This window comes from Pandoraea commovens (assembly GCF_024704525.1).
Lineage (GTDB): Bacteria > Pseudomonadota > Gammaproteobacteria > Burkholderiales > Burkholderiaceae > Pandoraea > Pandoraea commovens.
In genome coordinates, this window is sequence record NZ_CP102780.1 from 2,490,331 (window position 1) to 2,505,390 (window position 15,060).

Below are 15,060 nucleotides of genomic sequence, written 5' to 3' on the forward strand. Positions count from 1 at the left end.
TCCATCGGAGACAAGCGCGTGTCGTATGCGTGGTCGCCCTCGACCGACAGGCGGGGCAGCGAACGCGCCGATTATGGAGCGTTTGCCGGGGCTTGTCGAACGTCGTTCCTTTTGATCTGGCGCAAGGCGCCGGGAGGGCCGCGCCGGTAGCTTATCGGTAATGGAGTAGTCGCGAATTGGCGACAAATCGGCAACGCGAGAAAGTCGCGGCGCTCAGTTCTGTGGGGATGTATGAGCGGGGGCGCTCCGCACCCCCGACAGCCGGATCAGCAGTGATGCACGCCGGCGAGTTCGCGCAGGGCGACGCCGTCGATGATCTTGACGTGGCGTTGACGGATTTCGATCATCCCGTTCTGCGCGAAACGCGAGAACAGGCGGCTGACCGTCTCCAGTTTGAGACCCAGGAAGCTGCCGATTTCCTCACGGCTCATGCGCAGCACGAACTCGTTGGCAGCGTAACCCCGGGCGGACAGGCGCTCGGAGAGATTCAGTAGGAAGACCGCCAGGCGCTCCTCGGCGCGCATCGTCCCCAGGGCGAGCAGTTGCTGGTGCTCGTTGCGGATTTCCTGGCTCATCAGACGATGCAACTGGCGTTGCAGCGACGGCACCTGGCGCGAAAGCGTCTCAAGCTCGCCGAAGCGGGCGATGCACAGTTCGCTGTCTTCGAGCGCCACGGCAGTGGTTGGGTGATGGTTGTCGGCCACGGCGTCGAGGCCGATCAGTTCGCCCTGAAGGTGGAAGCCGACGACCTGTTCGCGGCCGTCGGGGGCCGTGACGCAGCTTTTGAGCGACCCGAAGCGAATGCCGTAGACGGCGGTGAGATCATCGTTGGCGTGATAGAGCACTTCGCCCTTTTTGAGGCGGCGGCGCTCGCTCACGAGTGCGTCCAGTCGTTCCAGCTCCGGCTCAGGGATGCCGACGGGCAGGCAGAACTGCCCTAGCGAGCATGTGGAACAACGAGGCTGGGCAACCGGAATGGGGTTGCCGGGAATGCGACCGATGTCGGTGGTCATGGAGGCCCCTGAAGTTATTCCGAGAGTTTACCATGAGGCGTCGACCCGTCGTTTCGACAGTCGGGACGCTAAGGTTTGTGACGGCGCTTTACGGGCGTGGATGTTTCAGTAATAATTGCGCACATACCGGACGTCCGTCTTGCCGCACTATCGGCCTGGGCGTTTTCCCGGCAGGTCGTTTCGAAGCATTCTGGTCGCGCCGCCGTCACTACGACCGAACACAATAGGGCGCGCGCTTATGCGAAACGGTAGTCTTCCATCGACGACCGTTTTCTGGTTCCAAGCATCCATTTATTCCTGATACCGGGTTGCCAAGCCCCCGGTCTGCTTAGTCGCACATGAATACCCAAGAGGCGAAACTCGTCCTCGAGACCGCGTTGATTTGCGCGCAGGAGCCGCTCAAGGTCGGCGATCTGCGTAAGCTCTTCAATGACGCCGTGTCTGGTGACACGGTGCGCGCGCTACTCGAGGAAATCCGCGTGCAATGGGATGGCCGAGGTGTGGAATTGGTGGCGTTGGCCACCGGCTGGCGTTTCCAGAGCCGTCCACGCATGCGTGAATACCTTGACCGCCTCAATCCAGAGAAGCCGCCGAAGTACTCGCGCGCTGTGATGGAGACGCTGGCGATCATTGCTTACCGTCAACCGGTCACGCGTGGCGATATCGAAGAGATTCGCGGTGTGACGGTCAACACGCAGATCATCAAGCAGCTCGAGGATCGTGGCTGGATCGAAGTGATCGGTCATCGCGACGTGCCGGGACGCCCCGGTCTGTATGCGACGACCAAGGACTTCCTGGACGACCTCGGCCTGCGCGCGCTCGATGCGTTGCCGCCGTTGGAAGACCCGGCCGCGCAGGCGCAGATCGATCTGCTGGCGCAGCAGAACATCGAATTCGGCGAGCGTGCCGAGGGCGAAGAGGGCGAAGCAGAAGCTACGGACGACGCGCCGGTGGCCGATGCCGAGGCACTGGCCCGTCTGGCGCAAACGCGTGCCGACGATTTGCCGCTCGCCCAGGGGCTGCCGGAAGGCCAGCGCCCGCCACCGGTCGGTGACGACGCGCTGTCGGAAGACGCGCTGCTCGACGCCGTGCTGGCCGAAGGCGAAGTGCAGGCATCGACCGATGTTGTGGCGCTCGACGCCGATGCATCGGCAGAGAATCCGCCCGACGTGGCGGAACTCGCGGACACGGCGCACGTCAGTGAGCAGGACGATGCCGATGCGCAACACGAGGAATTTTCCGAAGTATCGGAATCTGCGGTTCCTGTCGGCGACGATTCGCCGCAAGATGTGCAGAACGTCGATATAGAAGAAGGCGCGCAAGAAAGTGCGACGCAGGCGGCAGATCCCGCAGCGTCGTTGGCGCAAGAGGTTTCCCCGCACGCTGTCGACCCGGCAGCGAACGAAGCCGCCGCCGGGCAGCCTACGCCCGGTGCGATGGATGGCGACGAGAACGACGGGGACGACAAGAATCTCGTCACCGGTACCTGAGGCGGCGGCGCTCTGCGCCGCGCACGCCTTCGGGGCCGTTAGCGATAAGAACGAAGTCGCGGCAGGCTTTTGCCGCGCATTCATGGTGCGAACACGGATCAGGGCAGCGACCTAAGCCTGCCCACGACGATCCCGTTTTCCAATGAGGTTGTGTTGAAACAAAACGAAGAATCCCAGGACCTGCACGCCCGCGATGCCGGTGCCGAAGCACGTTCGCCGGAAGGCGAGGGTGGCGATGAAAAGGCGTCGCGCCGCGGTTTGCGCCGTGGCCCGCGCAGTCTGATCGCGCGCCGCCGTGCGGCTCAGCAAGCCAAGCGTGAAGGCGACGACACCGGCGAGTTCGCCGGCTCGGACGCCGCGTCAGGCCAACCTTCTCCCGAGGCTCAGCAAGGCCCGGCGTCCGGTGCCGAAGGTGCGCCGTCCGCCGCGCAGACGCGAGGCCGTGCCAACACGCGAAAGCCGCGTGGCGGCAAGCGTGACGACGCCCAGCAGGCTGCGCAACCGGCACAGGCCGGCGGTGCTGCGCCGGGTGGCCGTCAGCAGCGCGGCGCTCCGGGTGCCCAAAATGCGCAGGGTGATCGAGGCGGCCAGGGCGCCGCGAGCAAGACGCAGGGTCGTGGCCGCAAGGGCCCGGCGGGCGGGGCTCGCAGCGGTGCCGGTGGCAAGGGTGGCGCAGGGAATGCAGGCGACAGCGATCTGTTCGCCTTCGTGACGTCGGGCGGTTTCGATGGTGACGACGCCGAGGGCGACAACGCAGCTGCCAAGCGCGGTCGCCGTCCGGCCGATCGTCGGGTGCTCTCGCCTGACGACGAAGCGCCGAAGCTGCATAAGGTGCTGGCCGAGGCCGGTATGGGCTCGCGTCGCGAAATGGAAGAGCTGATTCTTGCGGGTCGCGTGTCGGTGAATTCCGAGCCGGCGCACATCGGGCAGCGCATTTTGCCGACCGATCAGGTTCGCATCAACGGCAAGCTCGTCAAGCGTCGTATCACCAGCAAGCCGCCGCGCGTGCTGCTGTATCACAAGCCTGCCGGCGAAATCGTCAGCCATGCCGATCCGGAAGGCCGCACCTCGGTGTTCGACCGCCTGCCGCCGATGAAGACGGCCAAGTGGCTCGCCGTCGGACGTCTGGACTTCAACACGGAAGGTCTGCTGATCCTGACGACGTCGGGCGATCTGGCCAACCGTTTCATGCACCCGCGTTACGAAATCGAGCGTGAATACGCCGTGCGCACCGTGGGGCAACTGACCGAAGCGTCGCGTCAGCAACTGTTGCACGGCATCAAGCTGGACGACGGTGAGGCCAACTTCCTGCGCCTGAAAGATGGCGGCGGCGAAGGTTCGAATCACTGGTATCACGTGGCGCTGGCCGAAGGCCGCAATCGCGAAGTGCGTCGTATGTTCGATGCGGCCGGTTTGATGGTGAGCCGTCTGATCCGTACGCGTTACGGCCCGCTGACGCTGCCGCGCGGCCTCAAGCGTGGTCGCTATGAGGAGATGGACGAAGCGCAGGTGCGTTCGCTGTTCGCCGCTGTCGGCATGAAGATGCCCGGCGCAGCGTCGGACGAAAAGGGTGCGCGTAATGGCGCAAATGGTGGCCGTGGCGGTAAGGCCGGTGCCGCGAAGGAGCCGCGCCGTCAGCCGGATCCGATGCAAACGGCGCTGGGTGTCTTTGCTCGCGAGCCGGGGCAGTCGCGTCGTCCGCGCGCCAATCCGCTGACCGCGTTTGTCGGTCCGAGCGGCGGCTTTCAGGCGCCGTCGCCGCGCGGTGAAGGTCGCCGCTTCGGCGGTGGCAATAGCACGGGCGGTTTCGGCGGTCAGTCGCGCGGTGGTAACAGCAGCGGCAACGGCGGAAATGGCGGAGGCGGTGGAAATGGGGGCTACGGCGGCGGCAACGCTAACGGCAATCGCAGCCGTGGCGGCAACCGGACGGGCGGCGGCGGAGGCCAGGGCAACCGTGGCAATCGCGGCGGCAACCGGTCTCGCTGAAGGGTGCCGATCTTGCATTGCGACAATGTGACACTGTGGCCTGTTCCTCAGGCATTTCGGGCGTCAAGCGTTGCAAATCGGCCCAAAACCATATAAAATCAATGAATAAGCTGGTTTGCGTGTCGGGCGTTCTGCTGCGATGCGCACCTCATGCGCAATGAGGCTGTAAGAAATGGGCGTTTCGCCCATTTTTTTTTGCCGCGAGCGTTTAGCGCGGCCGATGCCGCCACGTCGGGGAGTGGGTGTGTCGACTCAGGCACACCGGCCCGGACGGTCGAGGCAGGTATCGTGCGGCGTCCCATGCGGGGCGCGCAGACATGTCGGGCGCTGCTGATGCGCGCGAGTTTTTCTAGGGTGAGCAAAGTTGCAATTGCCAGAACTGATCGAGACCACGGTCGAAGGCCTGGGTTACGAGCTGGTCGATCTTGAGCGCGCGGGCGGCGGACTGCTGCGCGTGTATATCGATAAGCCGGAAGGCATCTCTATCGATGACTGCGAGACGGTAAGCCGTCAGCTCTCGCACGTCCTGATGGTCGAGAACGTCAATTACGACCGACTTGAAGTGTCGTCGCCGGGGCTTGACCGTCCGCTGCGCAAGCTGCGTGACTTCGAGCGTTTTGCCGGCGTCGAAATAAGTCTCACGTTGCGTGTGCCGCTTGAAGGCCGCAAGCAGTTCCGCGGCATTTTGCAGGCACCGCAAGGCGAAAACTTGAGCCTTGAGTTCGAAGGCAAGGGCGGCCCGGCGCTGCTCGAATTCACCCTCGCGGATATTGACCGTGCGCGCCTTGTGCCGCAGATTGATTTTAGGAGTCGCAAACGATGAGTCGCGAAGTATTGCTGTTGGTCGATGCGCTCGCGCGCGAAAAGAACGTCGACAAGGATGTCGTGTTCGGCGCGCTTGAAGCAGCATTGGCTTCGGCCACGAAGAAGCGCTACAGCGAAGACGTCGACATTCGCGTGCACATCGACCGTGAGTCGGGCGAGCACGAGAGCTTTCGTCGCTGGTTGGTAGTGCCGGACGAAGCGGGTCTGCAGGAGCCGGACAAGCAGATTCTGTCGTTCGAAGCTAAGGAAGACGATCCGTCCCTCGAAGTCGGCGACTTCGTCGAAGAAGCGGTGGAATCGGTCGAGTTCGGCCGTATCGGCGCGCAGGCGGCCAAGCAAGTGATTCTGCAGCGCATTCGCGATGCCGAGCGCGAGCAGATCCTCTCCGACTTCCTGGAGCGTGGCGAGAAGATCATGACCGGCACGGTCAAGCGTCTCGACAAGGGCAACCTGATCGTCGAGTCGGGTCGTGTGGAAGCACTGCTGCGTCGCGATCAACTCATTCCGAAGGAAAACCTGCGTATCGGTGACCGCGTTCGTGCGTACATCGTGAAGGTGGACCGCACGGCACGCGGTCCGCAGATCGAACTCTCGCGCACGGCACCGGAATTCCTGATCGAGCTGTTCGGCATGGAAGTGCCGGAAATCGAGCAGGGTCTGCTGGAGATCAAGTCGGCAGCTCGTGACCCGGGCATGCGCGCCAAGATCGCAGTGGTGGCTTACGACAAGCGTATCGATCCGATCGGCACCTGCGTGGGTATTCGCGGCACGCGTGTGCAGGCTGTGCGTAACGAACTCGGTGGCGAGAACGTCGACATCGTGCTGTGGTCGGAAGACCCCGCGCAATTCGTGATCGGCGCGCTGGCGCCGGCGGCGGTGCAGTCGATCGTCGTGGACGAAGAGAAGCACAGCATGGACGTCGTCGTCGACGAGAACGAACTGGCGGTGGCGATCGGTCGCAGCGGTCAGAACGTGCGTCTCGCGTCGGAACTGACCGGCTGGCAGATCAACATCATGACGCCGGACGAATCGGCCGAGAAGCAGAACGAAGAGCGTGGCACGCTGCGCACGTTGTTCATGCAGCGTCTCGATGTGGACGAGGAAGTGGCGGACATCCTGATCGAGGAAGGTTTCTCGAGCCTGGAAGAGATCGCCTACGTGCCCCTGAACGAAATGCTCGAAATCGAAGCGTTCGACGAGGACACGGTCCATGAGCTGCGCAATCGTGCACGCGACGCACTGCTGACGCAGGCGATTGCCACCGAGGAGAAGGTTGAGGGCGTTGCGCTCGATCTGAAGAGCCTCGACGGCATGACGCCCGAGTTGCTGGCCAAGCTGGCCGAGCATGAAATTCAGACGCGCGATGATCTGGCCGAGCTGGCCGTCGACGAACTGACCGAGATGACCGGCGTCGACGAGGAAGCCGCAAAGGCCCTGATCATGAAAGCGCGAGAGCACTGGTTCCAATGATGACCTGCCCCGGCATGCATATGGAACAGTGAACTTTGAAGTTAACCGCAAGGCGCCTGGCCTTGCTTGAAGAGGTTTGAATGGCGAGCATCAACGTAGCCCAATTTGCTGAAGAACTGAAAATGCCGGCCGGCGTGTTGCTGGAGCAACTCAAAGCCGCCGGCGTGGACAAACTCAGCGCCGACGATTCCGTGACGGAAGCCGACAAGGCCCGTCTGCTGGAGCACCTGCGCCGTTCGCACGGCGCTGGCGACGGCGACAAAAAGAAGATTACTCTGACGCGTCGCCAGACCTCGGAAATCAAGCAGGCCGACGCGACCGGTAAGGCGCGTACGATTCAGGTCGAAGTGCGCAAGAAGCGCACCTTCGTCAAGCGTGACGACGTCGCCGAAGGCGCGGACAACGCGGCTGCCGCAGCAGAAGACGAAGCGCTTCGTCTGCGTGAGGAAGACGCACGCCGCGAAGCAGAGCGTCTGGCTGCGGAAGCGGCCGAGCTGAAGCGTCGCCAGGAACAACTGGAGCGCGAAGAAGCCGAGCGTCGCGAGCGCGAAGAGAAGGAAGCTGCCGAGCGCCGTGTGCGTGAGGAAGCCGAGCGCGCGGCTGCCGCTGCGAAGGCTGCAGAAGAGCAGAAGGCCAAGGCGGAAGCCAAGGCCGACGCCGAAGCTGAGAAGCAGGCGCAGCAGACCCGCGAAGAAGCCGACAAGGTTGCTAAGGCCGACGCCGAGAAGGCAGCGGAAGCCGACAAGGCTGCCGCCGCCAAGGCCGACGCCGAGCGCGAGCAGGCCCGCAAGGCCAGCGAGGAAGCCCGCGCTGCCGCCGAAAAGGCGAGCGCAGCTGCCGACAAGGCCCGTGCCGAAGAGGAAGCGATTCGCAAGCGTCGTGCTGCGGCGGAAGCCGAAGCGCGCGCCATTCGCGAAATGATGAACGCCCCGCGCCGCGTGCTGAAGGCACCGGAGCCGGCACCTGCTGCGGCCGCACCGGCCAAGGCGGACGCTGCCAAGGGCACGCTGCACAAGCCGGCCAAACCGGAAGGTGCCGCAGCAAAACCGGCAGACAAGAAGCCGGCCGCCGCACCGGCGTCGACGACGGCTGGCGCAGCGGACAAGAAGGACAAGAAGCCGGGCGCTTGGCAGAAGGATGCGGACAACCGCAACAAGCGTGGTGGTATGAAGACCCGCGGCGACGCGAGCGGCGGTTCGGATGGCTGGCGTGGCGGTGGTCGTGGCGGCCGTCGTGGCGACCGTCATTCGCAGGACGATCGCAATGCATTCCAGGCACCGACCGAACCGGTGGTGCGCGACGTGCACGTGCCGGAAACGATCAGCGTTGCGGATCTGGCGCACAAGATGTCGGTCAAGGCTGCTGAAGTCATCAAGCTGATGATGAAGATGGGCCAGATGGTGACCATCAACCAGGTGCTGGATCAGGAAACGGCGATGATCGTGGTGGAGGAACTCGGCCACCGTGCAATCGCCGCCAAGCTGGACGATCCGGAAACGCTGCTCGACCTCGGCAACGACGTGACGGAAGCTGAAGCGCTGCCGCGTCCGCCGGTGGTGACCGTGATGGGTCACGTCGACCACGGCAAGACCTCGCTGCTGGACTACATCCGTCGCGCCAAGGTGGCGTCGGGCGAAGCCGGTGGCATTACGCAGCACATCGGTGCGTATCACGTCGACACGCCGCGCGGTACGGTGACGTTCCTCGACACGCCGGGTCACGAGGCCTTTACGGCCATGCGTGCTCGCGGTGCACAGGCAACGGACATCGTGATTCTCGTGGTCGCGGCGGACGACGGTGTGATGCCGCAGACGAAGGAAGCGATTGCCCACGCGAAGTCGGCCGGTGTGCCGATCGTGGTGGCGATCAACAAGATCGATAAGCCGGATGCGAACCCGGACCGCGTGAAGCAGGAACTCGTGGCCGAGAGCGTGGTGCCGGAAGAGTACGGTGGCGATTCGCCGTTCGTCGAGGTTTCGGCCAAGACGGGTACGGGTATCGACGATCTGCTCGAGAACGTGCTGCTGCAAGCCGAAGTGCTGGAGTTGAAGGCACCGGTGGAAGCCCCGGCCAAGGGCATCGTGATCGAAGCGAAGCTGGACAAGGGTAAGGGTCCGGTCGCGACGATTCTGGTGCAGTCGGGCACGCTCAAGCGTGGCGACATGGTGCTGGCAGGTCAGGCTTATGGTCGCGTTCGCGCCATGCTGGACGAAACTGGCAAGAGCACGAAGGACGCAGGTCCGTCGATCCCGGTGGAAATCCAGGGTCTGTCGGAAGTGCCGGGCGCCGGTGAAGAAGTGCTGGTGGTTCAGGACGAACGCAAGGCACGTGAAATCGCGCTGTTCCGTCAAGGCAAGTTCCGCGACGTGAAGCTGGCCAAGCAACAGGCCGCGAAGCTCGAGAACATGTTCGAGCAGATGGCCGAAGGCGAAGTCAAGACGCTGCCCCTCATCATCAAGGCAGACGTTCAGGGTTCGCAGGAAGCACTGGCTCAGTCGCTCAACAAGCTCTCGACGCCGGAAGTGCGTGTGCAGATCGTGCACGCTGCGGTCGGTGGCATCAGCGAAAGCGACGTCAACCTGGCAACGGCTTCGAAGGCGGTCATCATCGGCTTCAACACGCGTGCCGATGCGCTGGCCCGCAAGCTGGCCGAGTCGAACGGTATCGACATTCGCTACTACAACATCATCTATGACGCAGTGGATGAGGTGAAGGCGGCAATGTCGGGCATGCTGGCGCCGGAGAAGAAGGAAGTGATCACGGGCCTCGTCGAAGTGCGCCAGACGTTCAGCGTGCCGAAGATCGGGAAGGTCGCGGGTTGTATGGTGCTCGATGGCTTCGTCAAGCGTTCGTCGCATGTGCGTGTGTTGCGCGAGAACGTGGTCATCTTCACGGGCGAGCTCGATTCGCTCAAGCGCTTCAAGGATGATGTCAAGGAAGTCAAGTCAGGCTTCGAGTGCGGTCTGTCGGTGAAGAACTTCAACGACATTACGGAAGGCGACCAACTGGAAGCGTTTGAAATCACGGAAGTTGCGCGCTCGCTGTAACGCGATTTGCACAACAGATGTGGAATGGCCCACCAAGCCGGGAAACCGGTGGCGTGGGCCATTGCATTACTAGCGAGTTTGTTATGGCAAAGAAACGTGGCGTTCCCGGTCGAAATCTTCGCATCAACGATCAGATCCAGCGTGATCTTTCGGAGTTGATCCAGCGCGAAGTGAAGGACCCGCGCATTGGTCTGGTCACGCTGCAAAGCGTGGAAGTGACGCCCGACTACGCGCATGCGAAAGTGTTTTACACGACGCTCACTGGCGATCCGAAAGCGACCGGCGAAGCGCTCAATGAAGCGGCTGGCTACCTGCGCAATCTGCTGTTCAAGCGGTTGCACATCCATACGGTGCCGACGTTGCATTTCCACTTCGATCAGTCGATCGAACGTGCCATCGAGATGTCGCGTCTGATCGACACGGCCAACGCGACCCGCGCTAAGGAAGATGCGGAAGCGGCCGAGGGCGACGACGGTGACGACGTCGACAGCGACGATGGCAGCGTCAACAAGGACGAAGGCAAGTAAGTCCTCCGTCGACGATGTCGCCTGCCGGACCGACCGGGCCAACGCGAAGCGCGCCCGGTAGTCCTGCGATGCCTGTGCCTCCGCGACGGAGGTCTGGCAACATCCCACAAGAATTTCTCAAGTACTCCCGCACATGACGGACCCGCGTTCGCAGGCACCCCGCCAAAAACTCCCTCGTTTCCCGCTCGACGGCGTGTTGCTGCTCGACAAGCCACTGGGCCTGTCGTCCAACGACGCCCTGATCAAGGCCAAACGTCTGCTTCAGGCGTTGAAGGCGGGGCATACCGGTACGCTCGACCCGCTCGCAACAGGATTGCTGCCGTTGTGTTTCGGCGAAGCGACGAAGTTTTCGCAGGACTTGCTCGAAGCCGACAAGACTTACGAGGCACGCGTGCGTCTCGGCGAGACGACGACGACGGGCGACGCGGAAGGGGAGGTGCTGCAAACGCGTCCGGTGACGGTGGACGAAGCGGCGATCCGTGCGGTACTGCCGCGCTTTACCGGTCCCATTTCGCAGGTGCCCCCGATGTATTCCGCGCTCAAGCGCGACGGCAAGCCGCTGTACGAATATGCGCGTGCGGGGCAGACCCTCGAACGTGAAGCCCGCAACGTCACGATCCATTTGCTGGAGATGACGGCGTGCGCGTTGCCGGACGAGAACGAATTCACCTTCCGGGTGACGTGCAGCAAGGGCACGTATGTGCGCACGCTGGCGGAAGACATTGGCGAAGCGTTGGGATGTGGCGCGCATCTACGCGCGTTGCGCCGCACGGCGGTTGGCCCACTGACGCTCGACGGTGCGGTGACGCTCGAAGACCTGAGCGCGCTCGATCATGCGCAACGCGTGGAGAAGCTCGCGCCGGTCGATGCGTTGCTCAAGACGCTGCCGGTGGTGTCGCTCGACGAGACGTTGGCGAAGCGGTTCAGTCACGGCCAGCGTTTGCGTCTTGACGAGATACGCTGCCCGCAAGCCCTGCGCGAGTGCGCGGCGTCGCATGACGGCATCGAAGTGAAAGTCTACGCAGAGGCCACCGCAGAGACGGCCGCGCGACTGTTGGGTGTCGCGCGTCTGGACAGCGAAGCGCTGCTCACACCGCAACGGTTGCTGAAGACACAGTAAACGACGCCAATCGGAAGCGGCCGGAAGCGCAACTCAGCGGTCGGCCGCTGCCGAACTCACGAAGGGCTAAGCGCTTTGACGTTCATCGCCTGCAATCCCTTCACGGTCTTCGACACCTCAAATTCGACGCGCGTGTCTGCTTCGATGGGTTTGCCCCCATCGCTCACAATCTCGGAATAGTGAACGAAGACGTCCGTGCCGCCATCGTCGGGGGTGATATAGCCGTAGCCCTTGCTGCTATCGAACCATTTGACTTTACCTTGTGCCATGTTGGGCTCCTTCGGTGATTGCCTGACGACCGTTGCAACGCGAAGCCACGCGGACCACGCGTCACGACAGCATGCGCGCGCCTTTCCACCACTCGACACCGTCGAACATGCTGCTGATGCCAGCTTTCGCAAAGCCCGGCGCGGTGGTACTTAACGTGTTGCGACAGAACAGACCATCCGCGTCCGTGAAGACGTAGTTGGCATTGCGCAGCGTGTTCATCGCCTGCTCCAGTGACACGGGTCTCAAAGCACTCGAAACGTCCACGCCATATTGGTAAGACAATCGGTTGCGCACTTCGGACGCATCGAACACCGGGAGCTTGGCCAGCGCCGGGACATCCTTGATGTAGGGGGGCGCGTCGCTACGGGATAGCAAGGAGTTCGGCACGTTTGTCGAGGCCTCGTAGTAGTTTTTCGACAAGTCCGCGGCGCCGATCAGCTCACCATCGCCGCGCCCGCTCGGGTTGACGTTGAACTCTTGCCCTGTGTAGACGCCGGCCTGTTGCGCGGCACTGGCGGAAAAGTAATCCGGGACCGGAGCGCCCCCCATGTGGAAGGCATCCTCGGCCGACCCGGATGAGAAAACGCCGATCCTTTCCAGGTGCGGTCCAAATGCCTGCAATTCGATTGGGTTAGAGATCGACTCCAGGTGCAGTATATTCACCCGATTCGTGCACTTGTTGGCCCAGGCGGTGATGCGGGCACGCAATGCGTTGCTGCCGAAACGTGTGCTCCCGTTCATTGCAAGCCTTGCCGCGCGGCCCATTAATCGCGACTGCAGCGCATTGGGAACCACGACACCGAGTCCCATGCCGAGATAGCCAAGAATGTCGGACAGCTCCGGATCGCTGTCTTCCAACACGGTCGACGCAATGCTGAACGCGCCGGACACGGCGGCAATTCCGATGAGGGCGACGGCCATAGCGAGCGAGGTGCCCGCAGTAAAGGGCGCAGCCAATATTTCGAAAACACCTGCAACGATGCGGAACTCCTTGGTATACATGGCTGGCATCGTACTGAGGCGGCTGTATTGCGCCACGGGGGCATGTCCACTCGGATCGTGATAATTCACCGGGTCGCCGCCGCAATACACGTAGGCCGCACAACCGCCCGCGCCAAACGGGCTCATGCTGTCCGGCGTCTGGAAGCGGCAAGCTTCCGGGTCGTAGTGGCGATACCCATTGCCAAGATGATAGAACCCTACGTAATTCAAAGGCTCGCCTTTGAATCCAAGCCACGTGACAGAACCGGGGTCGACATTTCGATAGCCGTACGGCGAATAGCGATAGTAGGTGACGGCCTTGCTTGCGAGATCGACACTTGCGAACACCGTGCCCGCCTGATCGCGCAGCTCGAACGAATATGAGTCCGTTGTTTTATCGCCGATGGTCGTCGACGCCTGTTGCAGAAGACAGGATGGGCTGTCGTTTTTCAATACCAGGATCCGACGCTGGAATCCACGCGCGTTAGTCTTGCTCTGCGCCGTGAGGCTCCTGTTCAGATCGTCGATCTGGGTCTGAATGATTGCCTTATCGTCCTTATTGCTGGTGCTGTTGCACTGCTTCGCCAGACTGTCGAGCAGTGCTTTTGCGGCGTCTTTGGCGACTTTCAGTTGTTCCGCGCTGACGTCGACTTCTTCGTAGGACGGCTGGAGCACCGTTAGCTTTCTATGAGGAAGCGGGACATGTGGCCGTGAGACATTCGGCACCGTTTTCGGGATGAACTTGAGGTAACTAAAATAAGTGAGTCTTTGCGGGTGGAGCTTGTCGCCATTTTTCCGGTAGACGATTTCCGACTCAACGTGCGACGTCAACCCGCTAGGGTCACCGGGATAGTTCATGTCATAGGGGAGTTGAAATGCAGTCTTCGCGTAGTTGTTATCGGTGACAGCCATGTCGACCGTCGTGTCGATTTTGGTGCCCCACGTCAATCCGCCTGAGCCGAACGCGACGAACCCCAGGCCAATAGGATTAACGTAATCGAGCGCTTTCAGGAGAAGTCCGAAGAAACTTGTGTCCTGATAGTTGGTTGCCTTCTCGACGACGGTGTAGGCGTTGTAGTTATTGAAATAGGTCCATTCCGTCACTGTGTCGTCTTTCGTCGACTTGACGAGGTTGCCGATGGCGTCGTATTCGAGCGTCAGCTCATCGACGATCACACCACCAATCTTCTTGATCGATTTATGTGTCGCGATGCCACGCGCTTCGTCGATGCTGACGCTTTGCTCCTTGAGGACGGTGACGCCGGCAGCGGTGACGGCCTCGGTTTGGCGCCTGTCTTCGGAGGTGTACACGCGCGTGAGGACGGTCTTGTCTTCTTGCGTGCAGGTAACGGTGGTTTTGCCGGTTTCGTACTTGTAGCTTTCGACCAGGGGGGCAATGCCGCCGCCCGGAGATAGGGTGTGCTTGACGATCCGGTTGCCATTGAATTCCATGGATTCGGTGTGCGTCGACGTTTCCACGACCGCCGGATCGCCGGCCTTGTCCGAGGGAACCGATGTCTGTCGGCGAACTTCGAATTTTGCGACTTGCCCGTCGTGATTCTCAAGGTAGTAAATCGTCTTAGCAGATCCGGTAGCACCGGCTACTTCAATCGTTTGCTTGAACCCAAAGGACGTGGTGACCTCCGTCGACGTAAGGATGACTTCCTGGTCGCTATTGGGGAATAGGATGGCTTTCTGAAAGGCCGATGCGGTCTTGCCAGTAGATCCGATTGTGCGCTTCGTCTTGACCCATTCGACTTCAAGAATCCGCCCGTCGTCGTCGTCGATGGCAGTGACGCGCGGACCCTCCCAGAACTGTTTCCACTCATATTTCAACGACCTGCCGGAAGGCGAAACATAGCGAGTAGGACAAACCCAGCCGTCGCATTCCGCGTCCGCAGTGGATGGCATCCCGAAAGCCGAAATCACAACAAAGGTCTCGCACGCCCCGTTCTTGTGATACACGACGACATCATCGCCATTGCGCTCGCTCAAAAAGTCGCCACCATTGAAGGTGTCGCCCGATTCCAACTCGAAATTTAGCGATCTGCCGTCGCAAAGGGGTAAGCTCGTAAAGCGGTCCTTTGAGGGAGCTATCCCCACCGTCATGACCCCGAAGGGAACGATGTTCAGATCGCCCTCATGCGCCTTGCACGAGAGAGCGAGCATGAGTGACGGTGAAGCAATGACGTCGGCAAACAACCCCGCAATCGGAATTCGCAGGATGCCTTCGCCGGTCTGCGGACTGATGAGGATCTTGCGGTTCAGGTCTGCGTAAGTTTCAAACGCTAACTGAGCACTGCCGCTGAAGTGTTTGATCGCGCTCATGAT

The 15,060-nt window shown here is 61.8% G+C and carries 10 protein-coding genes; 7 read left to right on the forward strand and 3 right to left on the reverse strand.

Annotated features, from left to right (window positions below):
- Positions 1-266: 266 nt before the first annotated feature.
- On the reverse strand, positions 267-1,013 hold the full coding sequence (fnr, locus tag NTU39_RS11625) for a fumarate/nitrate reduction transcriptional regulator Fnr (protein ID WP_150666329.1): 747 nt from the start codon (positions 1,011-1,013) through the stop codon (positions 267-269).
- Positions 1,014-1,351: 338 nt separating this feature from the next.
- Here fnr and scpB point away from each other — a divergent pair, with 338 nt between their 5' ends.
- The 7 genes from scpB to truB all read left to right on the forward strand — a co-directional run bounded on the left by scpB (position 1,352) and on the right by truB (position 11,478).
- A complete protein-coding gene (scpB, locus tag NTU39_RS11630; protein WP_257959863.1) occupies positions 1,352-2,503 on the forward strand; it encodes an SMC-Scp complex subunit ScpB in 1,152 nt (383 codons plus the stop codon).
- A 153-nt stretch (positions 2,504-2,656) separates the two neighbouring features.
- Positions 2,657-4,489, forward strand: coding sequence for a pseudouridine synthase (locus tag NTU39_RS11635; RefSeq protein ID WP_373275377.1), 1,833 nt, complete (start codon positions 2,657-2,659; stop codon positions 4,487-4,489).
- A gap of 364 nt (positions 4,490-4,853) precedes the next feature.
- Positions 4,854-5,312: a ribosome maturation factor RimP gene (gene rimP / locus NTU39_RS11640; RefSeq protein ID WP_039398892.1), complete on the forward strand. Its 459-nt coding sequence runs from the start codon at positions 4,854-4,856 to the stop codon at positions 5,310-5,312.
- Complete coding sequence (nusA, locus tag NTU39_RS11645) at positions 5,309-6,784, forward strand: transcription termination factor NusA (protein WP_150577792.1); 1,476 nt, start codon at positions 5,309-5,311, stop codon at positions 6,782-6,784. The genes rimP and nusA overlap by 4 nt, the downstream gene beginning before the upstream one ends.
- 80 nt (positions 6,785-6,864) lie before the next feature.
- The gene (gene infB, locus NTU39_RS11650) at positions 6,865-9,831 is read left to right on the forward strand and encodes a translation initiation factor IF-2 (protein WP_150666331.1); all 2,967 of its coding nucleotides are present in this window, start codon (positions 6,865-6,867) and stop codon (positions 9,829-9,831) included.
- A gap of 83 nt (positions 9,832-9,914) precedes the next feature.
- Entirely contained in the window at positions 9,915-10,358 is a 444-nt protein-coding gene (gene rbfA, locus NTU39_RS11655; protein WP_150666332.1) for a 30S ribosome-binding factor RbfA, read from the forward strand.
- Between the two features lie 133 nt (positions 10,359-10,491).
- Positions 10,492-11,478 carry a tRNA pseudouridine(55) synthase TruB gene (truB, locus tag NTU39_RS11660; RefSeq protein WP_150666333.1) on the forward strand — a complete coding sequence of 329 codons (987 nt, stop codon included), beginning with the start codon at positions 10,492-10,494 and terminating at the stop codon, positions 11,476-11,478.
- A gap of 56 nt (positions 11,479-11,534) precedes the next feature.
- Here truB and NTU39_RS11665 read toward each other — a convergent pair whose 3' ends face one another.
- Both NTU39_RS11665 and NTU39_RS11670 read right to left on the reverse strand, forming a co-directional pair.
- A complete protein-coding gene (locus NTU39_RS11665; protein WP_150666334.1) occupies positions 11,535-11,747 on the reverse strand; it encodes a cold-shock protein in 213 nt (70 codons plus the stop codon).
- Positions 11,748-11,808: 61 nt separating this feature from the next.
- Positions 11,809-15,057 (reverse strand): RHS repeat-associated core domain-containing protein, encoded by a 3,249-nt coding sequence (locus NTU39_RS11670; protein WP_257959864.1) that lies wholly within the window; start codon positions 15,055-15,057, stop codon positions 11,809-11,811.
- Positions 15,058-15,060: the final 3 nt, after the last annotated feature.